The organism is Streptosporangiales bacterium, from assembly GCA_009379825.1.
In the GTDB taxonomy this organism is placed as follows: Bacteria; Actinomycetota; Actinomycetes; order Streptosporangiales; family WHST01; genus WHST01.
In genome coordinates, this window is sequence record WHTA01000005.1 from 19,296 (window position 1) to 43,691 (window position 24,396).

Annotated in this window: 23 protein-coding genes and 4 pseudogenes; 7 read left to right on the top strand and 20 right to left on the bottom strand. The window is 69.7% G+C overall.

Annotation, left to right across the window (positions count from 1 at the left end; translation table 11 throughout):
- Positions 1 to 129: 129 nt before the first annotated feature.
- The 12 genes and pseudogenes from potA to GEV07_03915 form a co-directional block, all read right to left on the bottom strand.
- Positions 130 to 1,235: pseudogene (gene potA / locus GEV07_03860) on the bottom strand (polyamine ABC transporter ATP-binding protein).
- A 21-nt stretch (positions 1,236 to 1,256) separates the two neighbouring features.
- Positions 1,257 to 2,045 (bottom strand): ABC transporter permease subunit, encoded by a 789-nt coding sequence (locus GEV07_03865; protein MQA01886.1) that lies wholly within the window; start codon positions 2,043 to 2,045, stop codon positions 1,257 to 1,259.
- Positions 2,042 to 2,911 carry an ABC transporter permease subunit gene (locus GEV07_03870; protein MQA01887.1) on the bottom strand — a complete coding sequence of 290 codons (870 nt, stop codon included), beginning with the start codon at positions 2,909 to 2,911 and terminating at the stop codon, positions 2,042 to 2,044. Before GEV07_03870 ends, GEV07_03865 begins: the two co-directional genes overlap by 4 nt.
- Positions 2,908 to 4,005 (bottom strand): extracellular solute-binding protein, encoded by a 1,098-nt coding sequence (locus tag GEV07_03875; protein ID MQA01888.1) that lies wholly within the window; start codon positions 4,003 to 4,005, stop codon positions 2,908 to 2,910. The genes GEV07_03870 and GEV07_03875 overlap by 4 nt, the downstream gene beginning before the upstream one ends.
- A 69-nt stretch (positions 4,006 to 4,074) precedes the next feature.
- Positions 4,075 to 5,505: an FAD-dependent oxidoreductase gene (locus tag GEV07_03880; GenBank protein MQA01889.1), complete on the bottom strand. Its 1,431-nt coding sequence runs from the start codon at positions 5,503 to 5,505 to the stop codon at positions 4,075 to 4,077.
- 59 nt (positions 5,506 to 5,564) lie between these two features.
- Entirely contained in the window at positions 5,565 to 6,137 is a 573-nt protein-coding gene (locus GEV07_03885) for a cupin domain-containing protein (GenBank protein ID MQA01890.1), read from the bottom strand.
- Between the two features lie 125 nt (positions 6,138 to 6,262).
- A complete protein-coding gene (locus GEV07_03890) occupies positions 6,263 to 6,925 on the bottom strand; it encodes an FCD domain-containing protein (protein ID MQA01891.1) in 663 nt (220 codons plus the stop codon).
- A gap of 63 nt (positions 6,926 to 6,988) precedes the next feature.
- Positions 6,989 to 8,356 (bottom strand): annotated as a pseudogene (locus tag GEV07_03895) (MFS transporter).
- A 26-nt stretch (positions 8,357 to 8,382) separates the two neighbouring features.
- Positions 8,383 to 9,015: a hypothetical protein gene (locus GEV07_03900; protein ID MQA01892.1), complete on the bottom strand. Its 633-nt coding sequence runs from the start codon at positions 9,013 to 9,015 to the stop codon at positions 8,383 to 8,385.
- Positions 9,005 to 9,802, bottom strand: a complete 798-nt coding sequence (locus GEV07_03905; protein MQA01893.1) for an FAD-binding protein — start codon at positions 9,800 to 9,802, stop codon at positions 9,005 to 9,007. The genes GEV07_03900 and GEV07_03905 overlap by 11 nt, the downstream gene beginning before the upstream one ends.
- A complete protein-coding gene (locus GEV07_03910; protein ID MQA01894.1) occupies positions 9,768 to 10,421 on the bottom strand; it encodes a hypothetical protein in 654 nt (217 codons plus the stop codon). Before GEV07_03910 ends, GEV07_03905 begins: the two co-directional genes overlap by 35 nt.
- Positions 10,422 to 10,472: 51 nt before the next feature.
- On the bottom strand, positions 10,473 to 11,306 hold the full coding sequence (locus GEV07_03915; protein ID MQA01895.1) for an SIS domain-containing protein: 834 nt from the start codon (positions 11,304 to 11,306) through the stop codon (positions 10,473 to 10,475).
- A gap of 113 nt (positions 11,307 to 11,419) precedes the next feature.
- Here GEV07_03915 and GEV07_03920 point away from each other — a divergent pair, with 113 nt between their 5' ends.
- Genes GEV07_03920 through GEV07_03930 form a run of 3 tightly spaced genes read left to right on the top strand, consistent with a single transcriptional unit; the run spans position 11,420 to position 15,296 of the window.
- Positions 11,420 to 12,871 carry a sodium:solute symporter family protein gene (locus tag GEV07_03920; protein MQA01896.1) on the top strand — a complete coding sequence of 484 codons (1,452 nt, stop codon included), beginning with the start codon at positions 11,420 to 11,422 and terminating at the stop codon, positions 12,869 to 12,871.
- Complete coding sequence (locus tag GEV07_03925; protein ID MQA01897.1) at positions 12,868 to 14,109, top strand: amidohydrolase family protein; 1,242 nt, start codon at positions 12,868 to 12,870, stop codon at positions 14,107 to 14,109. Before GEV07_03920 ends, GEV07_03925 begins: the two co-directional genes overlap by 4 nt.
- Entirely contained in the window at positions 14,109 to 15,296 is a 1,188-nt protein-coding gene (locus GEV07_03930; protein ID MQA01898.1) for an amidohydrolase family protein, read from the top strand. Before GEV07_03925 ends, GEV07_03930 begins: the two co-directional genes overlap by 1 nt.
- Here the strand turns inward: GEV07_03930 and GEV07_03935 are convergent.
- Together GEV07_03935 and GEV07_03940 are read right to left on the bottom strand one after the other, a co-directional pair.
- Positions 15,287 to 15,742, bottom strand: a complete 456-nt coding sequence (locus GEV07_03935) for a hypothetical protein (protein ID MQA01899.1) — start codon at positions 15,740 to 15,742, stop codon at positions 15,287 to 15,289. The genes GEV07_03930 and GEV07_03935 overlap by 10 nt on opposite strands.
- The gene (locus tag GEV07_03940; protein ID MQA01900.1) at positions 15,571 to 16,044 is read right to left on the bottom strand and encodes a TetR family transcriptional regulator; all 474 of its coding nucleotides are present in this window, start codon (positions 16,042 to 16,044) and stop codon (positions 15,571 to 15,573) included. Before GEV07_03940 ends, GEV07_03935 begins: the two co-directional genes overlap by 172 nt.
- Positions 16,045 to 16,059: 15 nt before the next feature.
- Here GEV07_03940 and GEV07_03945 point away from each other — a divergent pair, with 15 nt between their 5' ends.
- Both GEV07_03945 and GEV07_03950 read left to right on the top strand, forming a co-directional pair.
- Complete coding sequence (locus tag GEV07_03945; GenBank protein MQA01901.1) at positions 16,060 to 17,031, top strand: ATP-binding cassette domain-containing protein; 972 nt, start codon at positions 16,060 to 16,062, stop codon at positions 17,029 to 17,031.
- A 71-nt stretch (positions 17,032 to 17,102) separates the two neighbouring features.
- A pseudogene (locus tag GEV07_03950) lies at positions 17,103 to 17,854 on the top strand (ABC transporter permease).
- Here the strand turns inward: GEV07_03950 and GEV07_03955 are convergent.
- Both GEV07_03955 and GEV07_03960 read right to left on the bottom strand, forming a co-directional pair.
- The gene (locus tag GEV07_03955; protein MQA01902.1) at positions 17,844 to 18,824 is read right to left on the bottom strand and encodes a GNAT family N-acetyltransferase; all 981 of its coding nucleotides are present in this window, start codon (positions 18,822 to 18,824) and stop codon (positions 17,844 to 17,846) included. The pseudogene GEV07_03950 and the gene GEV07_03955 sit on opposite strands and share 11 nt — an antisense overlap.
- Positions 18,825 to 18,842: 18 nt before the next feature.
- Positions 18,843 to 19,220, bottom strand: coding sequence for a nitroreductase family deazaflavin-dependent oxidoreductase (locus GEV07_03960; GenBank protein MQA01903.1), 378 nt, complete (start codon positions 19,218 to 19,220; stop codon positions 18,843 to 18,845).
- Positions 19,221 to 19,403: 183 nt separating this feature from the next.
- On the opposite strand from GEV07_03960, the gene GEV07_03965 reads away from it, so the two are divergent.
- Entirely contained in the window at positions 19,404 to 19,814 is a 411-nt protein-coding gene (locus GEV07_03965; protein ID MQA01904.1) for a hypothetical protein, read from the top strand.
- Here the strand turns inward: GEV07_03965 and GEV07_03970 are convergent.
- The 4 genes and pseudogenes from GEV07_03970 to GEV07_03985 form a co-directional block, all read right to left on the bottom strand.
- On the bottom strand, positions 19,808 to 20,239 hold the full coding sequence (locus GEV07_03970) for a hypothetical protein (GenBank protein ID MQA01905.1): 432 nt from the start codon (positions 20,237 to 20,239) through the stop codon (positions 19,808 to 19,810). The genes GEV07_03965 and GEV07_03970 overlap by 7 nt on opposite strands.
- Positions 20,140 to 21,324, bottom strand: a pseudogene (locus GEV07_03975) (oxidoreductase). The gene GEV07_03970 and the pseudogene GEV07_03975 overlap by 100 nt, the downstream one beginning before the upstream one ends.
- Before the next feature lie 280 nt (positions 21,325 to 21,604).
- Entirely contained in the window at positions 21,605 to 23,050 is a 1,446-nt protein-coding gene (locus tag GEV07_03980; GenBank protein ID MQA01906.1) for a DHA2 family efflux MFS transporter permease subunit, read from the bottom strand.
- 342 nt (positions 23,051 to 23,392) lie between these two features.
- Positions 23,393 to 23,803, bottom strand: a complete 411-nt coding sequence (locus GEV07_03985; protein ID MQA01907.1) for a MarR family transcriptional regulator — start codon at positions 23,801 to 23,803, stop codon at positions 23,393 to 23,395.
- Between the two features lie 162 nt (positions 23,804 to 23,965).
- On the opposite strand from GEV07_03985, the gene GEV07_03990 reads away from it, so the two are divergent.
- Entirely contained in the window at positions 23,966 to 24,382 is a 417-nt protein-coding gene (locus tag GEV07_03990; protein ID MQA01908.1) for a hypothetical protein, read from the top strand.
- Positions 24,383 to 24,396 lie beyond the last annotated feature (14 nt).

Sequence of the window (24,396 nt, forward strand, 5' to 3'; positions counted from 1 at the left end):
TGTCGAGCACGGTTCCCTGTTCACTTCACGGCGGACATCGAGCGCGAGGACGAGCCTACGACGTCGCACCGACGGCACCGAACGGTGGCCGCGGCGCGTCGACGACACCCGGTGTGAGGATTCCGACGCTCAGCTCGCCAGCGTCAGCGAGTCCTCCACCCGCCACTCCACGACGACCTCGTCGTCGACCGCGAAGTCGGCCCACGACTCGCCCGGGTGACAGAGCACCGTCACCTCCCCGCCGTTGGGCAGGAGCACGATGTACTTGCGGAACGACCCGAGGTAGAGGGCGTTACCCACCCTGCCGGTCAGCTCCACCACCCCGGGACGCCCGCGGTCCGGGTCGTCGAGGGCACGCAGCCGCACGCGCTCCGGACGCACCACGACACCGGCCTCGTCCACAGATGCGGAACCGGCGATCTCCCGCACCGGGATGTCGAGGTCGTCGCCGGTCAGCCTGGTGGAGCCGTTGGCGCCACTCAACCGCCCGGTGAAGATGTTCGACTCGCCGACGAAGTCGGCGACGAACAGCGTCGCCGACGTCTCGTAGAGGGTCTCGGCGTCACCGATCTGCTCGATCAGGCCCTCGTTGTAGATGGCGATGCGGTCGCTCATCAGCAGGGCTTCCTCCTGGTCGTGCGTCACGTAGATGACCGTGATGCCGGTCTCCGCTGCAGCCGCATGACCTCCACCTGCAGCCGTTCGCGCAGCTTCTTGTCGAGCGCGCCGAGGGGCTCGTCCATCAGCAGCAGGTCGGGACGGAACACCATGGCCCGGGCGAGCGCCACCCGCTGTTGCTGACCACCGGAGAGCTGGCGGGGCTGCCGCTTCTCGTACCCGGTCAGGTGCACCATCTCCAGCGCCTCGCCGACCCGCTTGCGCACCTCGTCGCGCGGGGTCTTGCGCATCACGAGCGGGAAGGCGACGTTCTGTTCCACGGTCATGTGCGGGAACAGCGCATAGTGCTGGAACACCATGCCGAGGTTCCTGTCCTGCGGCGGGTCATAGGTGATGTCGTTGCCTTGCAGGCGCACCACGCCCGTGTCGGGTGTCTCGAAGCCGGCGACCATCTTCAGCGTGGTCGTCTTCCCCGAACCTGACGGCCCGAGCAGGGTGAGGAACTCGCTCTTGCGCAGGCTGATCGACACGTCCTCTACGGCAACCGTGTCGCCGTACTTCTTCGAGACGCCATCGATCTCGAGCGCAGCCGCACCGTCGCTGTCAACGGTTGGCATCGATGTGTTCACTTCGGCTCCCTACAACGATCGGTTCACCCGACGACCGAGCACAGCGACCAGCACGAAGAGGACCACGGTGACGACCGTGAGCATCGTGGCGACCGCAGCGATGGCCGGATCGACGTAACTGCGTACCTGTTCCCACATCACGACGGGCAGGGTCTTGGCGACCGGACTGGTCAGGAAGATCGCGATGACCAGCTCGTCCCACGAGGTCATGAACGCGAACAGCGCACCCGTGACGATGCTCGGGCGCACCAACGGCACGATCACCCTGAAGAAGGTCTGCGCCGGTGTCGCGCCGAGGCTGCGCGCCGCGAGTGCGAGATCCCAGTCGATGGTGCACAGGCCCGCGACCACGTTGATGACCACCAGCGGCAGCGCCAGGGTCGTGTGCGCGATCACCAACCCGGCGATGTTGCCGGTGATGTGCACCCTGCCGTAGGTGAGGTACATGCCGAGCGCGATGACGACCAACGGCACGATCATCGGGCTGAACAGGAAGGCGTTCACCGCTTTGGCGAACGGGAACTTGCCGCGTACCAGTGCGATCGCCGCCATGGTGCCGAGCACCGTCGCGAGGATCATCGTCAGCACCGCGACCTGGAGGCTGGTAGCAAGTCCGTTCAGCCACGTGGCCGAGCCGAGGAAGCTCTCGTACCAGCGGAGGCTGAAACCCTTCGGCGGGAACGCGAGCAGGCCACCACTGGTGAACGAGATCCCCACGACCACGAGGGTCGGCAGCACCAAGAGCACGCCGAGCACCGCCGCGAACAGCCGGACGTACCAACGGGGGCTGATCTTCATCGGTCCCCCTCGTATCCGACGATGCGACCGACGGGGACGAACCTCCCGATGATGCCGAGCACGACGAGCGTCACCACGAGCAACAACACACCGATCGCGCTCGCCAACCCGAACTGCAGCAGCGGGCTCACCTGGCGCACGATCAGCTGACCGAGCATCTGGTCCTTGGGACCGCCGAGCAGCTCGGGCGTGATGTAGAACCCGATGCTGAGCACGAACACCAGGAAGCAACCCGCGACGACGCCGGGCAGCGACAGCGGCAGGTACACCCGGAAGAACGCCTTCAACCGCGACGCCCCCAACCCGAGTGCTGCGGGCATCAGGGTCTCGTCGATCCGCCGCATGGTCGCGTAGGCGGGCAGCACCATGTACGGCAGCAGCACGTGGCTCATGCCGATCACCGTGCCGAGCGTGTTCTTCACCAGCTGCACCGGCGAGTCGATGATGCCGAGCGCCAGCAGCGCGTTGTTGATCACGCCCTCGTTGCCGAGAATCGTGGTCCACGCGAACGTACGGACCAACAGGCTGGACATGAACGGCAACAGCACAAGGACCGTGAGCACGCCGAACCACCGGCGTCCACCCAGGTGCATCACGTACGCGTACGGGTAGCCGAGGACCAGGCACACCAGCATGATGATGAGCGAGATCTTCAGCGTCACCCACAGCGACCGCAGGTACAGCGGAGTCTGGGTGAGGGTCACGTAGTTCTGCGGTCCCGGCTCGGTGACGCTCATCACAACCATCTGGATGAGCGGTACCAGATACGCCAGCACCAGGAAGACCAGCGGTACGACGAGCAACCACTCCGCGCCGAACCGGAACTTGCGCCTTCCAGGCTTCGCTGTCGCGACCGCAGTGCTCACGCCGACCGCCAGGACTGGAACTTCTCCTCCACCTTGTTGAGGTTCTTCGCCCACCACTCGTCGTCCAGCGCCAGCGCGGTGTCGGCGTGACTGGTCGGCAGGAACGGTTCGGTCTTCTTGTTGACCTTGTCGACCGCGTTCACGTTCGGCGGCCCGTAGGCGATGAAGTCGGAGATGCGCGCGCTGTTCTTCTCGTCGACCATGTACGCGGCCAGCTTCATGGCCGCCTCCACGTTCGGCGCGTCCTTCGGGATCACCAGGTAGTCGGCGGTCAGGAAGTGCTGCTCCCACATGATGTCGACGGGCGCGTCCTCCTGCGCGTACGTGTACACGCGGCCGTTCCAGCTTGTGCCCATCACGGCCTGACCGTTGGCCAGCATCTGCGCCGACTGCTCACCGGTCTCCCAGTACGTCAGCTGCGACTTGATGGTGTCGAGCTTCTTCAGCGCGCGGTCGACGTCCAGCGGGTAGAGCTCGTCCGGCTTGACACCGTCGGCAAGCAGTGCGACCTCCAGCGTGCTGCCGTTGTTCGCCTGGCTGGCGACCGAGCGCTTGCCGGGGAACTTGTCCAGGTCGAAGAAGTCCTCGTACTTCGTCGGCTTCGCGCCGTCGAACTTGTCGGTGCGGTAGCCGATCACGTTCGAGTAGGTGATGACGGGCACCCGGAAGCCGGTCGTCGTCAGCTTCTCCGGTTGCAGGTCCGAGCAACCGAGCTGCTTGCAGTCGAGCTTGGCGAGCTGCTTGGTCGTCGGCCCGAGCCCGTAGTCGGCTCCGGTGTCTAGAGGTCCCAGGTGACGTTGCCCGACCGCATCATCGCTTCGAGCTTCGCGTAGTCGGTCGGCGAGTCCTGGATCACCTCGATGTCCGGGTTCGCCTTCATGAACGGCTTGATCCAGGCCTTCTCCTGGGCCTTCTGATACGAGCCGCCGTAGCTGGTGAACGTCACCTGACCACCGCCGCCACCGGATCCACACGCGCTCAACAAGCTGCCGCCGAACGCGAGACCGCCCGAGGCGAGCATGGCCCGTTGGAGAATCTGTCGCCTGCTGTACGTACTTGCCATGTGTGTCACTTCCCTTCGTAGCGACCTGCAGCCCCCGTCGAAGTGATCGGCACCGGCGACCATGGAACGGTTCGGCCGCGTGCCCGGTGCCGGGATAGCTTCAATGCCGTCCGGTGATGCGATCCGCGATGCGCGCGGGTAACGCAGTGCCTGCGCTGCCACGGTCCTCGAGGCGGTCGGCAAGGTGGTAGAGACCGTAGACGGCGTGCACGCCGGCCCAGCGCAACGGCTCCGGCTCCCACCGCCTGACTTGACGCCCGACCCACGGCAGCCGGGTCAGCTCGGTGTCGCGGCCGAGCGCGAGGTCTACGAGCGTGCGTGCGGCGAGGTTCGTCGTCGTCACGCCGTGCCCGACGTAGCCGCCGGCATAGCCGACGCCGGTGGCCTGGTCGTAGCCGACCGTCGTGCACCAGTCGCGGGGAACGCCGAGCACACCGCACCAGGTGTGCTCTATCGCCCTCGCCGGCACGGCAGGGAAGTGTTTCCGTAGTGCCTGCACCAGCTGTTGCACCGTGCGCGGTTGGGTGCGACCGTCCTGGTCGGTCCGCGAACCGAACCGGTACGGCACGCCGCGTCCACCGATCGCCACCCGGCCGTCCGCGGTGTGTTGTGCGTACGTGTACCCGTGTGCCACGTCGCCGAGCAGCTCGTGGCCGGACCACCCGATGGTCGACCACGCCGCGGCATCGAGCGGTTCAGTGATCACCATGGCGCTGTTCATCGGCAACCAGACCCGACGCTGCCCCTTGATGCTCGCGGTGAACCCCTCTGTGCAACGGAGCACGACGTCCGCGTGGACCACACCGCGCGTCGTTACCGCGGTGCGAGGCAGGATCTCCGTCACCGGCGTGTTCTCGAAGATGCGCACACCGAGCCGTTCGACGACCTCCGCGAGGCCGCGCACGAGCTTCGCCGGGTGGATCCTGGCCGCGTGCGGGCTGAACATCGAGCCCACGGCGTTCGGTATCCGCATCCGTTCGGCCGTCTCCTTGGCGTCGAGCAGCCGGACGTCCTTCTCACCCTTGCCCCACTCGCGATCCGCGGCGACGCCCTCCTGTAGCCGGGCGAACTGCGCGCGGTTGGTGGCCACGTGCATCAGCCCGCTCTTCACGATGTCGGCGTCGATCCCCTCGGCACAGGTGACGCCGATGATCTCGTCCACCGCCTCGATCATCAGCCGCTCCATGCGGGTCACCGCGGAGCGGCCGTGGGTCTTCGCGTACCGCTGCCTGGAACCGGCCAGCTTCGCCGACATCCAGCCACCGTTGCGTCCGGACGCGCCGAAGCCGGCGAACTCCTTCTCCAGTACGACGACGTCGAGATCGGGTTGCGCCTGCTTCAGGTAGTAGGCACACCACAGCCCGGTGAAGCCGCCACCGACGATGGCGACGTCGGCACGCAACGGCGCGTCGGTCAGTGCCGCACGCGCATCCGGCCGGCCACCGAGTGCCTCGTGCCAGAACGAGACCGCACCGTTGACCGGTGGGTCCCCGACCGCGCTCGTCGGCCCCGAGACGACATCGCTTCGCACCTGGCTGCTCCCTCCGTATCACAACAAACGGTCGGTCGGGTGGTTGCCGCTCGACCTCCTCACTCGAACGTCGGTGGCGCGACCAGCCACAGCACCTCGGCCACGGTGTCACCGTTGTTCGCCGCGCGGTGCGGGGTCGCCGTCGAGTACTCGATGCTGTCGCCCGCCGACATCTCGAAGACCTGGTCACCGAGCCACACCGTCACGTCGCCGCATACCACGACGAACAGCTCCTGGGCGTCGCCGTGCGTGTACTGCTCGCTGCCGGTGGAGCCACCGGGGTCGAACTCCGCGGCGTAGGCCTCGAGGTACTTCAACGGACGTTGCGACAACAGGTACTTGCGTGCCGACGGCTCCGTCGACAACAGTGGACGCTCGCTACGGCGCAGCAGGCGGGGTCGGTCCGCCCCGTCCTCCACGAACAGGTCGGCCATGGTGAGGCGCAGGCTCGAGGCAACCCGCCGCAACGCGCTGATGCTGATGTTCACCCGTCCCCGCTCCACCTGGCTGAGGAAGCCGGCGCTCACCCCGGACTCCTGGGCGAGCTGGCGCAGCGAGAGGTCACGGGCCCTGCGGTAGGTGCGGATCCGCGCACCCAGGGCCTGTGCGTCCGTCGATTGGGCAACCGTCATCCGCTCGCACCTTGGTAAACATTTGTTTTACACGAAGAATCAGGCGTTTCGTTCGGATGAGGGTAAGCGCTCACCCAGACCCTGACAACCCCTGCTACGTCCGGGTCCTGATGCAGGCCAGAGCGTCAGGCGGTGCTCGACTCGATGTTCGCGATCATCGTCTCCTCGACGTACGTCAAGCGCTCCACCATCGACGCCCTTGCGGCGTCCCACTCGCCGCGGCGCATCAGCCGGACGAACTTGCGGTGGTTCTTCAGCTCCCTCGGCCAGTCGGACGGCTGCTCCACCACGGCCAGCAGCGGCCGTAGGTCCCGCAGCAGCTCCGCGTACATCCCCACCAGGCGCTCCGACCCGGTCATCCGCACCAGCTCCAGGTGGCACTGGAGGTCGGCCGCCAGGATGCTCGGCTTGTCCTCGGTGCGCATGGCGTCGGCCAGTGCGGCCACCCGCTTCTCCACCGGGCCGAGCGGGTCGCCCGTGGACTCCTCGGCGGCGCTCACGGCGGCGAACTCGATCCACCTGCGGGCGCGGAAGATGTCGGTGATCTCGTCCGGGCGGAGCCTGCGGACCTCCCAGCCACGACCGTTGTCACGGCGCACCACCAGCCGGTCCTTGCGCAGTACGAGCAGCGCCTCACGTACGGTGCTGCGGGCCACCTGCAGGCTGTCGGCGAGGTCCAGCTCGCGCAGTCGCGTGCCCGGCGGCAGGGTGCCGTCGAACATCCGGTCCCGCAGACCGTCGGCCACCTGCTCGACCGCCGAACGCCGGTCGAGGCGGAGCGACTCCACCGCTACCCCCTTCTGCCCGTCCTGGTGCCCTTCGCCGCCAGCTTAGGGCGTGGGGCGGCAGCGTCAGGTGCTCCGGTCGCTCGCGGTACCCGCAGCGGCGCCGCGGGTGGCGGACGCCTCGGCGAGCTTCAGGTGCCGGGTCTCCGGTGCCATGAACCACGACACGACGGTGCCCACGACGCCGATGCCCGCCGCGATGAGCAGGGCACCGCGCACACCGAGTGCCTCCGTCGTGCTCGGCAGCAGGAACGTACCTGCCGCGGAGCCGAGCCGGCTCATCCCGGTCGCCACCCCCATGCCGGTGGCGCGCAGCTCCGTCGGGAACAGCTCGTTGGGGTAGACGACTGCAGACTGCTGCCGGCGGCCTCGGAGACGTGGTACAGGATGAACAGCGCGATGGTGATGGCGGCGATGCTCGGCGGGACGATGCTCAGCGCAGCGAACGCCGCCGTGAAGATGACGAACGTGCTGAGCAGCAGCAACCGGCGGCCGATGGCGTTGACCGCCCACACGCCGAACGCGATACCGAGGATCGGGAACAGCATGATGAGCACACTTCCGCCGAGCTCGTTGGTCACACCGAACGACTCGAGCAGCTTGGGCTGGTAGGTACGTACGGCGAACGACGGTGCCACCTGGCAGATCCAGAAGACTGAGCAGAACACCAGCGGGCCACCGTAGCCGCGGCGGAAGATGGTGACGATGTTCGCCAGGCCACTGCCCCGGGTGCTGGTGCGGTGCTGTGCTTCCGCCACCATCGCATCGAAGTCGACGTCCGGCCCGAGGCACTTGCGTACCACCTCGCGCGCCTTGTCCACCCGGCCGGCGGAGACGAGCCAGCGCGGCGACTCGGGTACGCCGATCCGCAACAACAGGAAGACCAACGCGGGCACCCGTCGCCAGCATCCACCGCCAGGCGTCGTCGCCGAGCGCCGACATCGAGTAGCCGATGACGAAGCTGAGCGCGTAGCCGACCCACCAGGCGAACACCAGCCCGGAGAGCACCGGCCCACGCATCCGGCGAGGGATGTACTCGGTGGCGATGGCCGTGGCGATCGGGTAGTCGGCGCCGATGGCGAGGCCGATCACCAGTCGGATGAGGAACAGCTGCCATCCCTCGGTCACGACGAACTGCAGCAGTGAGCCGACAACGAACACGACCAGGTTCATCACGTACATGCCCTGGCGACCGAACCGGTCGGTCATCGGCCCGAGGATGAGTCCGCCGGCGAAGAGCCCGATGAGCGCGGAGCTGGCGATCAGGCCTTCCCACAGCGAGCTGAGCTCGAGGCCGGTGGACAGGGTCGGCAGTGCCACGGCGATGATGCCGAGCAGGTAGCCGTCACAGAACGGACAGCCACCGGTGACGAACGCGACCTTCTTGTGGAATCGACTGATCGGCAGCTCGTCGGCCGGGATCAGGTTGGACATGGGGACTTCTATCGACTGCCGTTCCTCTAAACGGCGGCACCTGCCAGCGCCCCCTCGCGCACGGCGTCGCGCAACGTACGTGGCGCGACGCAGTCGCCGACCGCGCGTACTTCGAACTCGGTGTCCGCCCCGTCGAGCTCGCGCAACAGGCCGGTTCGTGACGCGGCGATGCCTGCGAACACGACGAGCGACCCGTCGACCGTCACCTCGCGCTTGGACCAGACGTTGCGGAACCGCAAGCCGTCGCCGGAGTCGGGCAGCAGCTCGGTGTCGTTGACCGCCTCGACGCCCAACGCCGTCAGCGTGCGCCGCAGGAACGGCAGCTGGGTGGGGTTGACGTCCTGGCACGGTGCCTGCAGTGGCGTCACCAGGCGGACGCGCGCGCCGCGTTCCGCCAGCTCGACCGCGACCAGGCCGCCGCGGATGCCGGCGTCGCGGTCGTAGACGACCACCGACTCGCCCTCGGGTACGTCGACGGCTCCGTCGAACACCGCGACGTCGGTGACGCATCGCTGACCGCCGGCCGGGTCGCGCGGTGCCGTCGCCTCCGCGCCCGTCGCCATGATCACGACGTCCGCCTCGGCCGCCCGCAGGGTCGCGGCATCGGCGGGGGTGCCGAGCGACACCCGTACGCCGAGGTGGTCGAGCTCACTGGCCAACCAGTCCACGTGCCTGCCGAGATGCGGCCGGTGCGGTGACTTGCGCGCGGTGGTGATCTGCCCGCCGAGGGCCGGTACCGGCTTCGAGCAGCGAGACCTGGTGGCCGCGGGACGCCGCCACCCGCGCGGCCTCCATGCCGGCCGGGCCACCGCCGACCACGACGACCCGCCGCGGCGTGGTCGCACGCTCCGGCCGGTCCAGCTCGTCGTGACCGAGCACCGGGTTCACCGCGCACTTGACGGTGAGGCGCTGGTAGCTGCGCCCGATGCAACCGTCGTTGATGGCTATGCAGGGCCGCACCCGGTCGAGCTCGCCCGCGGTGAGCTTCGTGACGATGTCCGGGTCGGCCATGTGCGCCCTGGTCATCGCGACGAGGTCGCAGTCACCGGCGGCGAGCGCCTGCTCGGCCTGCTCCGCGTCGAGGATCCTGCCGGCACACAGCACGGGCACCGACACGACGTCCTTCACCGCACGGGCCAACGGCAGGTAGCAGCCGCGGTCGAAGGTGTCCGGCGGCACGGTCCCCGCCTGTGTCTCCAGCGTGGCGCCGGTGCCGCCGCTGATGTCGAACAGGTCGATCGCGCCGAGCCCGTCCAGGTACCGGGCGATCTCGAGCATGTCGTCGGGCCCGAGACCGATGTCGTCGGTCAACGGGTCGCCGGTCATCCGTAAGCCGACGAGGAAGTCGGACGGCACGGCGGCGCGCACCGCACGCACCACCTCGGTGCCGAACCGCATCCGGCCGGCGAAGTCACTGCCGTACACGTCGTCGCGCCGGTTGACCACCGGGGCTCCAGAACTGCTCGATCAGCTGGCCGCCGAACGACGTGATCTCCACGCCGTCCCAGCCACAGCGGTGCAGCCTGACCGCGGCGTCGGCGAACGACGCGACGATCCCGTCGATCTCCGCGACGGTCAGCTCGTGCGGCACCTCGCGGCGGGCCGGCTCCGGCACCTGCGAAGGCGCGAGCAACGGCTGCTCCGTCGTCACCGAGCTGCCGCGCCTGCCGACGTGGTTGGCCTGCGACATGATGACGGCGCCGTGCCTGTGCGTGGCCGCCGCGAGCTGGGTCAGCAGCGGCTCGTTCTCCGGGTCCCACAGGCTCACCCGACCGTGGATGGCGCCGGCCTGCGCGTGCACGCTCGCGGCACCGAAACAGATCAGCAGACCCACGCCGCCCTCCGCCCTGCGGGCGAGGTAGTCGACGTACTCCTTGGTGAGCCGACCGTCGTGGTCCCAGTTCAGGTTGTGCGCCGTCACCGTCACCCGGTTGCGGAGCTGCTTGCTGCCGACCTGGAACGGGCTGGTCAGCTGGGGGAAAAGAGCCACGGCGGGACACTCCTTCCAATTGAGTCCGACAGACTGACAGTCGGACTCAATCGGGTCCAGGCCCGTCTCAGCCAATGGACAGCACGGACTGTCAGGAGAAGGGCGAAGAAGAGTGCCAGGATCGACTCAGTCGGGGAGGTCGAACAGGCCCATCCGGGCCCACACGGCTTCGGTGCGTTCCACGCCCTGCCTGGCGTCCTCGCCACCGAGCCTGGTCAGCTCGGCGAGGATGCCGTGCACGACGGCCATCGCCGGGGTCAACGAAGGGAACGAGCTGACGCCCTCACTGGGCACCACGACGACGTGGTCGGCCAGCTCGGACAGCGGTGACATCCGCCTGTCGGTGACGACGCACGTGCTCACCCCCCGCTCGTTGGCGATCTCCGTCGCCTCGAGCACCTGCCTGGGCAGCCACCACAGGCTGAAGGTGACCAGACAGTCCTCCGGCCGCATGCGTGCCACGGTGTTCGCGAGATGGGTGCCGAAGTGGCGCTCGAGCTGCATCTCGCGCCCCATGGTGGTGCCGATGTGCACGAGCTGCAGCCCGGGTGCGGCGAACGTGCCTGACCCGACGACCACCGTCTTGCTGGCCGCGTCGATGGTCGCGGCGACGGCCTGCAGCGCCTCCACGTCGATGGTGGCGGCCAGCGTCTCCAGGTTCTCGATGTCGCGGCGGATCGCGTCGATCGCGGGCGTCGCTACGGCGGCGTCGTGCTCCGCGTACACCTGCCGGGCCGACAGCGAGGCGAGGTAGCGGCTGCGTACCTCGAGCCGCAGCGCCGGCCAACCGCTGAACCCCAGCTGCCTCGCCGTCCGCACGACCGTCGCGACGTTGACGCCCGCCCGGCTAGCGAGCTCCGCGGTGGACGCGTACGACGCGAGATGCGGCTGGGTGGCGAGGACGTCGACCACCCGGGTGGCCGCAGGACCGGTCGTCGTCGCGGCCGCCAGGTCCGCTATCCAGCGTTGGACCGACACCGAACCCCTCCGATCGATACAACGACTATTGCACAGCGAGGGTTAGTGATGTAACCATTGCGGCGCGGGGAGGCCGGGCACAGCGGAGGCAGGCCATGCAGACCGTCCACATCATCGTTCTCGTGCTGTACCTCGCCGTCATGGTTGCGATCGGCGTCTACTTCACCCGAGGGAGCAAGGTCGCAACCGGCGACGACTTCATGTTCGCCGGACGCCGGCTACCCAACATCGTCATGATCGGCACCCTGCTCGCCACCTGGGTGGGCTCAGGCACGATCATCGGCGGCGCGAACTTCGCCTACACGTACGGGCCGTTCGCCGGGCTCATCTTCTTCGCCGGCACACCGATCGGCATCCTGGTGCTCTTCTTCGCCGCGGCGAAGGTACGTGCACTCGCCAAGTACACGGTGCCCGAGCTGCTCGAGGCGCGCTTCGGCCCGACCACCCGGATGGTCGGCGCATTGGTGATCCTGCTCGCGTACGTCGGGATCATCGCGTACCAGCTCATCGGCGGTGGGTACGTGATCAGCTTGGTCACGCCGCTGTCCACCGGGCAGGCGACCGTCGCGCTCGCGGTCCTCGTGACCTTCCTGGCGATCGGTGGCGGGCTGTTCAGCGTCGCGTGGACCGACTTCCTCTCCGCGATGGTGATCGTCTTCTCGCTCGTCGTCAGCGTGCCGATCGTGCTCGCGGCGATCGGTTCCCCTGCGGACTACCTGGCCGAGCTGCCGGAGACGTCGCAACAGCTCACCGGCGGCCTCAGCGGGCTGCAGCTGCTCGGCTTCTTCCTCCCGTTGCTGCTGCTGATCCTCGCCGACCAGAACATGTACCAACGCCTCGCCGCGGCACGGGACGCGGGAACGGCGCGCAGCTCGACCGTCGGGTTCTTCCTCGGCAGCTTCCTCATCATCATCCCGGTCGCCCTGCTGGCCGCTGCGGCGTCGGTGGTGCTGCCGAACCTGGAGGACGCGGACACCGCGGTGCTGTCACTGGCGTCCGAGGGCATCGTGCCCGCGGTCATCGGCGGCCTGCTCCTCGCCGGCGCGCTGGCGTTCATCGTGACCACCGCGACGTCGTTCATGCTGTCCGTCGGCGGCAACCTGCTCTACGACTTCTACCTGCGGTTTACGAAGCGCGAGGTGTCGGACCACTCCAGGCTGCGCCTGCACCGGCTCGCGGTGCTGCTCGTGGCCCTGTGCGCGTACATCCTCGGGCAGTTCTTCCCCACGGTCCTCGAGCTGCAGATCCACTCGTACACCATCTACGGCGTGGGCATCACCCCTGCGGTGATCGGGATGCTGTTCTGGCGGCGGGTGACCACGGCGGGCGCACTCGCCAGCATGATCTCCGGCGCCGCGGCCGTACTCATCTGGGAGTTCCCGCTCGGCAAGCCGATGGAGCTGAACTCCGTGCTCATCGCGCTGCCGATCTCCGTGCTCGCCCTGGTGGTCGGCAGCCTGCTCACCAAGCCCGACGAGCAGCGCCAACGCGCTGTCGAAGAAGCAATCAACGAGCACACCCAGCCAACGGGAGGAAGCACGCGATGACGACGGACGACCTCGTACTCTTCGACAACGCATCGGTGCTCGACACGGTGGCCGCCGAGCTGCTGCCGGATCGCCGGGTGCTGGTACGTGGCTCGGACATCGTCGAGGTCGGCGGTCGCGACGTCACCGCACCCGAGCAGGCACGCACGTACGACCTGCGCGGCAAGACCCTCATGCCCGGCCTGGTCGACGCGCACGTACACCTGATCGCCGTTACCGCCGACCTGGCCGCGCAGGCGGAGTGGTCGCCGGCGTACGTCACCGCCAGGTCGGCGGTGAAGCTGCGCGAGACGCTGCTGCGTGGCTTCACCACCGTCCGCGACGTCGGCGGCGCCGACTACGGGCTCGCCGACGCGGTGGCCGAGGACCTGATCGCCGGCCCCCGGGTGCTGTTCGGCGGGAAGGCGCTCTCGCAGACCGGCGGGCACGCCGATCTGCGGCACCGCGGGAAGGTCGAGTTCGACCAGCACCGGTGCTGCCCGCACATGGGCGTCGTCGTGGACGGCGTGGACGAGGTGCGCCGGGCGGCCCGCCACCAGCTGCGCACCGGCGCCGACCACATAAAGATCATGCTCTCCGGCGGCGTCGCGTCGCCGACCGACCGGGTGGACTCCACCCAGTTCTCCGTGGACGAGATCCGCGCCGCGGTGGAGGAGGCGGAGGCGGCCAACCGCTACGTCACCGGACACGCATACACCGCGCGGGCGATCAACCGCGGGCTCGCGGCCGGGGTGCGCTGCATCGAGCACGGCAACCTGATGGACGAGAGCAGCATCGAGCTGTTCCTCGAGCACGACGCCTTCTACGTGCCGACGTTGGTCACGTACCACCAGCTCGCCGCGCAGGGCCGCGAGTACGGGCTGCCTGAGGAGAGCTTCCGCAAGGTCAGCGACGTGCTCGAACGCGGGCTCGGCGCCCTCGAGCTCGCGGACAAGCGCGGGGTGAACGTCGTGTTCGGCACCGACCTGCTCGGCGGCATGGACGTACACCAGCTGGACGAGTTCCGCATCCGCGCCGACGTGCAGCGGCCCGCGGACATCGTCCGTTCTGCGACCGTCACCGCCGCCCGGCTGCTGCAGCTGGAGGACCGCATCGGTCAGGTAAAGCCGGGCGCCTGGGCCGACCTGCTGGTCGTCGACGGCGACCCGTTGACCGACCTCAGGGTGCTCACCGCACCCGAGGACCGGCTGCAGCTGGTGATGAAGGCCGGCCGCGTCTACGCCGACCGGATCGGCTGATGGCTCTCGTACTCCGCGGCGGCCTGGTCTGGGACGGCCTCGCCGGCGAGCCTTCCGCACTCGACGTCGTGCTGCACGACGACGGCACCATCGGCGAGGTGTGCCCCGCCGGGGGCGCATCAGTCACCGACGACGACGTCACGGTCGAGCTCGACGGCGCCTACGTGCTACCCGGACTGGTCGACAGTCACGTGCACCTGGTCTGGTCAGGCGACCCCGACCCGGCACGCGTCGTCGACGAGGAAGGCGAGCAGCTCACCGTCGTGCGTGCGGTCACCCACGCGCAGCGGCAACTGGCCGCCGGCATCACGACCGTGCGCGACCTGGGCAGCAACTGGGACGTCGCCGTGACGGTCGCGAAGGCAATCGACCGCGGGATCTGCGCCGGGCCGACGGTCATCGCGTCCGGCCGCACGGTCATCATGACCGGCGGCCACGACCCGTTCTGGGGGATCTTCAGCGACGGCGTCGACGCCGTCACCCGCGCCGTACGCAACCAGGTCAGCATCGGCGCCGGGGTGATCAAGACGGCGGCGACCGGCGGTGCGTACGGACAGTCCGAGGGCGAGGAGATCGGCCAGAGCGAGCTCAGCTACGAGGAGCTCGCGGCGCTCGCCGCGGAGGCGCATCGCTTCGGTCGGAAGGTGGCCGCGCACGCCCTCGGCACCGAAGGCATCCGCAACGCGGTACGGGCCGGCGTGGACACCGTCGAACACGGCGTCTGTCTCACCGAGGACATCGTCGACACCATGCGCGCGCAGGGCACGGTGCTGTGCCCGACGCTCGCCACCTACCGCACGCTCGCCGCCGGCGACGGCATCCCCGATTACGCAGCGGCGAAGGCGCGCAGTGTCGTCGACACACACAGGGAGAGCTTCGCCATGGCGCTCGACGCGGGCATCCCGATCATCGCGGGCACCGACGCCGGCGCGCCGAACCTCCCCCATCCGTGCCTGGTCGACGAGCTAGAGGTGCTGCACGAGTACGGCATGCCGGTGCTCGACGTGCTGCGCTCGGCCACCTCGACCGCGGCGAGCGCGCTCGACCGGGAGGACCGTGCGGGCGTCGTACGCACGGGCGCGCCTGCCGACCTCGTCATCGTCACCGCCGACCCGTTCGCCGACCCGGCCAACCTCCGCCGGGTCTGGGGGGTCGTACGCGGAGGCGGCTTCACCCGTCACCCCTGATCCTCGATCTGGACGGCGAAGCCGTCCAGGAGGCGGTCGAGGCCGTACCTGAAGTCCTGCATGCCGTCCTCGTCCGGGATCTCGAACACGCCCGCGGCCAACACCTCGGCGAGCAACGGGAACCGCTGCTCGGTCACCACGGCAGCGAGCGCCCGCCCATAGGCGGCGCCGAACTCCTGCTCGTCGATGCCCTCCGCACGCGCCGCCGTCGCGGCACCGAGGAAGATCTGCGCGGAGCCGTGCACGTAGCCGGTGAGGGTGAGCAACAGCCCCATCATGTCCGCGTACGACAGGCCGGTACGTGCCAGCGCGCGCAGACCGCGCTCGGTGAACGCGACCCGGTGCGGCCCCAGGACGCGCCTACCAGCTCGGCCTGCAGCAGCCAGGGGTGCTCCCGCAGCCCGGCGAAGTAGTCCATCGCCCACTCCGCCAGCGGCGTGCGCCAGCCGTCCGTCGAGCGGTCCTCGGCGCGGCCCGCGATCGTCGCGTCGATCATCAGCTCGGCGAGCACGTGCTTGCCAGGCACGTGCCGGTACAGCGCCATGGTGGTGAAGCCGAGCTCGGTGGCCACCCGCCGCATGGTCACCGCGGCCAGGCCCTCGGCGTCGGCCACCTCGATCGCCACCCGTACGATCTCGTCCACGCCGAGCGTCGGCTTCGGCCCGCGGGTGCGCCGGCCGCCGTCCCCCCAGAGCAGCTCCAACGCCTTCGTCGGGTACGTATCGCCGCCGTCGCGGTCCGCCGTCATCACCGATCCCCGCAGTTGACACACACCGTACTGGCGGAACAGCTGCGCAAGAGCTACGGCTCCACGACTGCGCTCGACGGGCTCGATCTCGCCGTCCCCGCCGGGCAGGTCTACGGCCTGCTCGGTCCCAACGGGGCCGGCAAGACCACGGCGGTGCGCATCCTCGCCACCCTGTTGCGCTTCGACGGCGGGCGCGCACGCGTGGCGGGGTTCGACGTAGCGCGCCGGGCGGACGAGGTACGCAGCCGGATCGGCTTCACCGGGCAGCAGACCGCGGTCGACGAGACGTTGACCGGCCGGAAGAACCTCGACCTGGTCGGCCGGCTGCACCATCTCGGCGGCCGCGCCGCCCGCCGCCGCGCCGCCGACCTGCTCGACCAGTTCCGGCTGACGGACGCGGCGGGCAAGCAGCTGAGGAACTACTCCGGTGGCATGCGGCGGCGGCTCGACCTCGCCGCCAGCCTCGTCCGCCCGCCCGAGGTGCTCTTCCTCGACGAACCGACGACCGGGCTCGACCCGCGGAGCAGGAACGAGGTGTGGCAGGCGGTGCGCGACCTGGTCGCCGGCGGCACCACCGTCCTGCTCACCACCCAGTACCTCGACGAGGCCGACCAGCTCGCCGGCCAGATCGCCGTCATCGACCACGACCGGGTGATCGCCGAAGGCACACCGGACCAGCTGAAGACGAAGATCGGCGGCGACCAGGTCGAGCTCGTCGTCGCGGACGCGGCCGACCTACCCATTGCCGCGGCGATCGTCGAGCGGGTGTGCGGTGACCCGCTCGAGCTGCAGCCCGCGGTCCGCAGGATCACCGCACCCGCGGCCGACCGGGTCGGCACGCTCGTCCGGCTCGTGCGGGCGCTGGACGGCAGCACCATCGGAATCGAGGACGTCGGGCTGCGCCGCCCGACCCTGGACGAGGTGTTCCTCGCCCTGATCGGCCAGCGCGCACACCACGACGACGAGCAGGGGGCGGCGGCCCGATGACGACCACAGCACCCGCGTTCCCCCGCACCGTCGCCGGACGGGCCCGCTGGGCGGTCTCGGACAGCCTGGCCATGGCACACCGCAACCCGCTGCGCCTGGTGTACGAACCCGAGGAGGTCGTCCTCGCGCTGCTCGTACCGGTGATGATGGCGCTGGTGTTCGGCTACGTCTTCGACGACGCGATGTCCGGCGACCCGGCCACGTACCGCGAGTTCCTGCTACCGGGGATCTTCGCGCAGACCATGCTGTACGGCATCGCAGGCACCGCTACGGGCGTCGCCACCGACGTCCAGCGCGGCGTCGTCGACAGGTTCCGCTCGATGCCGACGGCACGGTCGGCCGTGGTCACCGGCCGCAGCATCGCCGACATGCTCAGGGGCATGGCCGACGTCGCGCTGATCATCGGCTGCGGGCTCCTCATCGGCTGGCGCTGGCACGACGGGCTGCTCTCGGCCGCCGCGGCGATCGGGCTCATCCTGTTGCTGCGGCTCGCGTTCACCTGGGTCGGCATCTACCTCGGCCTGGTCGTCCACACTCCGGACGCCGCGTCGCTCGCGGTCTACCCGGCCGCGTTCCCGCTCACCGTGCTGTCGAACGTGTTCGTGGCACCGGAGCAGATGCCGCCCTGGCTCGGCGCGATCGCGGAGTGGACCCACTGACGGCGACGGTCGCCGCGGCGCGCGACCTCTTCGGCAACCCAGGCTTCGCGACCGACTCCTGGGTGGCCGAGCACTCGCTGCTACTCGCCGTCGGCTGGCCGGCCGCCCTGCTCGCGGTGTTCGTCCCGCTGTCGGTACGCAGGTACCGCAAGCTCAGCCGCTGAGATCGGCAGCGGCCGCCCAGGTCGCGCGGTCGATGACGTAACGGACGAACGGCGCGTCGTCGTGCTCGCCTTCGCGCCCTTCGACCAGGCCGCGCCGGCGGAGCTCGCCGGCGTAGCGCATGCCGAGGCGGTCCATCACCGCCTGCGACCGGTGGTTGTGCCGTTCGGTGAACGCGATGACCTCGTCCGCCCTGAGGTCGTCGAACGCGAACCGTAGGCCGGCCCGGCCGATCTCCTGCGCGTAGCCCTGTCCCCACAGCCGCGGCTGCACCACCCAGCCGACCTCCAGCTGGCGGCGACCGTCGAGCTCGACGTACGACAGCCCGCCGCGGCCGACCAGGTCGCCGGTGCCGCAGTCGTACGCGATCCACTTCTGCACGCCGTCGCGCGCCCACTCGCGACCGAAGGTCGCCGCCCGCTCCTCGGCCTCCGCGGCCGTCCACGGGTGCCCGTACCACTCGGCGACCTCAGGGTGCTCGTGCAGGCGGTAAAGGTCGCCGGCGTGCTCCGGCCCGATCGGGTCCAGCCGCAGCCGGTCGGTGAGCCGCAGCCGTACGGCCTTCGCGACGATGTCGCGCAGCCGGCGGTCGCCGTCGGTCCTGCCGACCATCAGCAGCTCGAGGTCGTCGGCACCCACCCACGCGCTCGCGTCGTGCTTGCCCTGTTCCAACCGCGGTGCGGCCAGGTCACCGGTCACCTCGACCAGGTAGTCGACCTCACGCCTGCTGACGTCGCCGTCGAGCTGCCACTCCCAGTCGGCGACCACCGCCTCGACCCGCCGCAGCCGCCAGCCGGTCTCCTCCTCCACCTCCCTGGCCAGCGCCTCCCGCGGCGACTCGCCAGCCTCGACGTGCCCGCCGACGATGTCCCAGGTGTCCGGCAACAGCCGTCGCGTCGCTGTTCGGTGGTGGACGAACACCTGGTTGCGCGCGTTGCGGATGAGGGCACCAACACACCGGACGTCGGCCATGCAGGCACGGTAGCGGACCTAGCGCACGGTCATGGTGAGGAACCGGTCGACGTCGATCAACCGGAGCAGCTGACGCTCGACCGGCCGGACGCCGCGGCGTTCCTCGTCCCGGTAGAGCCGCGGCTCGGCGAGCCGGACGGTACGACCACGCTCCTGCAGCTTGCACTGCCCTGCGGCCAGCACGTTCTTCACCCAGTCGGTGTCCTGGCCGTAGACGAGGGCGAACAGGTAGCCGTCCGCGGTCCGGAACACCCACACCGGGGTACGGAAGGTGCGGCCGCTCCTCCTGCCCCGGTGCACGATCACGCCGAACCCCGGTACCCACAGCAGGACGTGCCGGTTGAGCCGGTTGAACGCGACCCGGTTCAGCTGCGCGACCACCTTCGGGATCGGCATGCTCGCCACTGTACGCCGCCTGCATGGCGAAGGCCCCTCACCGGCTGGTGCCTGGTGAAGGGCCTTCGTAAGCAGTGATCTGCCGTGCACCAGGTCTGATGCCGACGCCCGCCGGTTGGTTCCACAGCGACCGTGGAACGTCTGCCGGCGGACACGCGTCAAGTCCGCGGAGGTGCAACGACGTTGCCGATTCATCAGCCAGTCGCCAGGGAGACCCTCGTACGCCGCGTGCAGCTCGCCGCCGCCGGCACCCCGCACCGGATCAACCCGACCGCCTCGGGGTTCGACCTCACCGTCTACGCGCCGGACGGCGCATCAGCGGCCGCGCCCGGCACCGGCCGGGCCAAGGTCGTCCACCACGTGCACGTCGACGAGCTGGCCGGCACTGTCTCGGTCACCGACGAGGTCGGCCGAGCAGGCCGTCGGGAACCGCTCGGGTTCGGGGTTTCATGGAGCGCCAAGCGGGGACGCAGGAAATCGCTGCGGCTCACCCTCGGACCGTCCGGCGCGCGGGCGCGGTCGTTCGACCGGCAGGCCGGTCGCCGCATCGTCCTCGAAACGGCCACCGCACTCGGCTGGCACACCAGCTACTGACCCGAGGTCGGTGTCGGAACGCCGGGCTGCCAGGGTGCCGGCACGGCGGGCTGCTGCCACGGGACCATCGCCTGGGCCTGCGGCATCGGCTGCGCGGGCGGGTCGGGCCGTGGGATGCGGTCGAGCTTGTCGACTTCCGCGGTGCGGGCGTCCAGGACGGATCGGAGCTGGACCTGGGCGACCCGGGCGTACGTCCTGACGTACTCGACCTCGGGGGTCGGCTCGGTGTAGCCGCCGGGTTCGGCGTGCGGGAGGTCGCGCGTGGACTGGACGGCCGTCTCGTGGGCCCGGTGCAGGATCTCCCTGTACTGCTCCCGCGCGGTGGTCACCAGGTCGCGCGCGTACGCCTCCGCTTCTGCGACGGCGTTGTCGGCGGACTGCTGCGCCCGGCTGAGTAGCGCGACCGCGCGGAGGCTGACCTGCATGCGGATGTCGTCGTCCGTGGTGTCGCTGCTCTGGTAGAGGCGCTCGTTGTCCGCCCTGAGCCGAGCGACCGTGTCGCGCAGCGAGTCGCATTCGGCTTGGGTCGCAGCGAGCCCGTGGACCCGCACACCAGCACGGTGCGCTCCGGCGAGGCCGCGCGGGTGGCGGCAACCGAACCCACCAGACCGCGGCTGCCCGGATACGACGCATCGTCGGAGACGACCGGGGTGTAGTCGAACCAGGGCCGGGCCGCCAGCTGGCTCAACAGCCGGTGCTCGTACAGGTTCCACGGCAGCCTGGCACCGTGGAACAGCTGCACGCGCGGCAGGGCTCCGGTGGCCGCCCAGCTCTGGTCCAGTTGCTCGACCACTGCGCGCAGGGGTGCCAGTCCGGTGCCGCCGGCCACCATCAGCACCTCAGAACCGGCGTCCAGGTCGGCAGGGGTGAGCCGGGCACCGATCGGCGCCCCCATCCGCACCTGGTCGCCGGGGTTGAGCCACCGGGCGATCGACGTGCTGACCTGGCCACCAGGGATCAGCTGGACGTGCAGCTCGACCGTGCCGTCGTCGCGCGGGGCGTTGGCCGGGCTGTAGTAGCGCCACAACCTGTTGGGGATCTCCATCGCGAACGACTGGCCGGGCTGGTAGTCGAACCGCTGCTCGGGGCGCAGCTGCAGCACGCTGACGTCCAGGGTCCGGCGCTCCACCGAGACCACCTCGGCCCGCCACCACGGCGGCTCGCTCTCCTCCGCGCGCTCGGCGGCCGTCGGCATGACCTTGGCGATCAGGCCGTACGCCTCCGCCCACTCGGTGGCCAGCTCCTCCGTCCACGCCGGCCGAGGAAGTGCTCCAGCGTGGCCAGCAGCGACGCACCGACCGCGGGATAGTGCTCGGCGACGACGTCGAACCGCCGGTGGTCGCGGCCGAGCTGCTCGATCAGCGGAGACACCTCGCCGAGCCGGTCGACGTTGCTGACGACCTGCCCGAGCGCACGCACGAGCTTGTCTCGCGTCGCCGGATTTCGCCACCAACGCCCAGCTGTCCTGCAGGGCACGGGCGCCATGCCGCCAGCCCTCGGCGACGGTCACGATGTCCTGTTCGGTGCCCGCCAGCGCCTGGATCACGCGGTCCACGACATCCGGCGGCACGTCCGCCTCGCGTAACACCGCGACCAGGTGGTCCACGACGGCGGCGAAGTCGCTCGGCCTGATCGACAGGCCGGCATGCGCATCACGACGCCGCCCATGTCGACGCCGGTGAACACGCCCGCCAGCCGCTCGTCGGTCCGCTGTGATCCCCCGGACGCGATCCCTCAGTGCCAGTTCGCCCCGAACGCCCGCAATGAGATCAGCGCACCGTCACGGACCGCTACCCCCTGGCCGGCGGCCGGATGAAGAACGCCGCGCCGATGGCGAGCAGCGAGAGCACTGCGGCGACCAGGAAGGCCGCGTGCACACCACCCGCGGTCTGCGCCACCTTGGACACGCCGTCGGCGCCGAGGCTGGCCGCCCGCACGCTCATCACCGTCACGAGCAACGCGACACCCGCCGCACCCGCGAGCTGCTGGGTGGTGGCGAAGATGGCGCTGCCGTACGAGTAGAACCGCGGCTCGACCGCGCCGAGGCCGGCCGTGAACAGCGGCGTGAACAGCAGGGCGAGCCCGGCACAGAGCAGCAGGTAGAACAGCAGCACGAACCAGAACGAGCTGTCCGCGGAGAGCAGCGTCGCCGACCAGAGGGCCGCACTGGTAGCGGTCGCGCCGGGGACGAGCAGCGGCCGTGCACCGAACCGGTCGTACAACCGCCCCACCACCGGGCCGAGCAACCCCATCAGCAGCCCGCCCGGCAGCAGCACCAGGCCGGTGACCAACGGCTCCAGCGACAGCACGTCCTGCATGTAGATCGGCAGCAGGACGATGACGCCGAGCAGGGTCATCATCATCAGGCACATCAACCCGGACGCCGTGGTGAACGTGCGCGAGCGGAAGGTACGCAGGTCGAGCAGTGCCCGGTCGTGGCGCTGCAGCGCGAGCTGGCGCGCGACGAACGCGACCAGCCCGAGCCCGCCGACCACGAACGGCACCCACAGCGGGATGCTCGACTTCGCGTCCGCCGCGTGCCCGATGCTGCTCAGCCCGTACACCAGCCCACCGAAGCCGAAGACGGACAGGATGACAGAAAGCACGTCGATCGGCTCCCTGGTCCGTTCGCCGACGTCGACCATCCGGCTGACGCCGAGCACCGTGGTGAGCAGGGCGATGGGCAGCACCAGCCAGAACACCCACCGCCAGCTCAGCGCGGCGAGCACTATGCCGGAGATGGTCGGGCCGATGGCCGGGGCGACGGCGATGACGATGGAGATGTTGCCCATGAGCGCACCGCGGCGCGCCGGCGGCACCAGCGTAATGACGGTGGTCATCAGCAACGGCATCATGACCGCCGTGCCGCTGGCTTGCAGGATCCGTCCGCCGAGCAGCACCGCGAAGCTCGGCGAGATCGCCGCGACCAGCGTGCCGATGGAGAACAGGGTCATGGCCGCGAGGTAGAGCGTCCGGGTCGGCACCTTCCGGATGAGGAACCCGGTGATGGGGATGATGACCGCCATGGTCAGCAGGAACCCCGCAGTGAGCCACTGCCCCACGCTGGCGGTCACGTTGAGGTCCTTCATGATGACCGGCAACGCGACGCTCATGATGGTCTCGTTGAGCACCACGACGAAGGTGGAGACGAGCAGCACGCCGATGACTGTGCGATCACGCGCGCTCAGCTTGGTTGACTGCGCGCCTTCGCTGGGAGCCGGTTCGGGTACGCGCAGGTCGGTCTGTTCGGTCACTCGGCTCCCATACTCGGCACGTGGCGGACAAGGTGGCGAAGCTTCAGCGTACGGGGAGGCAACGACAAAAGCCGCCGAATTGATCCCTGCGCACCGGCCGCGAGCGCCGGGCCGCGACGCTCCCCCGCGGCGACGGCACGACCTGGCCGCTACCGCGAAGAAGCCTTCCTGACCTGCACGGATCCCCGTCCGGGCGGCGCCTCGACCGCTGCCGGCTATGCCGGACAGCCGCGGCGGGCGGTGCCGGCGGCCGTAGCGGGCCGGCGCTACGCGGACAGCGAAACCTGCCGGTGGGTCGACGCGTAGCCGGCAGGTACCGCACAGCTACCCGACCGGGTCGTCGGCCGCCATCCCGCGCTCGTAGGCAAGCAGCGTGTCGACGAACATCCGCCGCTGCGCAGCCGTCAGCGGCGCGAGCGCGGCGCGCCAGGCATCGGCGCCGCGCGCCAGCCAGCCCTCGATGGCCGGCAGCCGGTCGTCGGCGATGCTCACGATCTTGCGCCGCCGGTCGGCGTCGTCCTCGCGGCGCTCGACGACGCCCTTACGGCTGAGGTCGCCGACCATCAGGCTCACCGTCGTGGGCGCAACCTCCAGCCTGGCCGCCAGCTCGTTGACCGTCATCGGGCCGTCGAACAACAGGTACGACAGCAGGGAGAGGTGCCGCGGCGCCAGCGCGAGCGACTGCAGCTCGTCGGGAACGGGGGTTCGCTTCAGCCGCCCGATGACCCGCGGCATCAGCAGCAGCAGCCCGCGGATTGCGTCGTCGACGCTCAGCCCTGCTCCCTTGTCCCGCTTGCCGTCTGTTGACACCGCACCACTCCAGATATACGTTTACTATCAAAACTATTTTGCTTTACGTGCAAATCACCTTGGTCATCCACACTAGTAGGGGTCGCCATGCCGCACGTCACCGTCCACCTGTGCGAGGACCTGCTCGACGACGACTCGTCCCGCGCGATCATCCACCACCTGACCGAGGCCGTCGCCGGCGTGGCAGGCGGCTGGGCACGTCCGCTCGTCGTCGTCGAGCTGTTCGGTGTGCCCCGCGCCCACTGGGGGCTCGGCGGCACCCCGGCCGTCGAGCACGTCGCCAACGTGACGCTGGCCGTGCGCGACCGGGCGTTCGACGACTCCGTCATCCCCGACGCGGCCGCCAGGTTCATCGCCGCGATCACCGACGGCATGCTGGCCGCACTGGGCGAGGGGATCCGCAAGAACCTGAACGTACTGACCCTCGGCGTACCGAGCGGCAGGTCCGGCGTCGGCGGCGAGGTCGCCACTTGGGACAGCACCACCCCAAGCCCCGTGCCGTGAGTGGAAGCACGCAA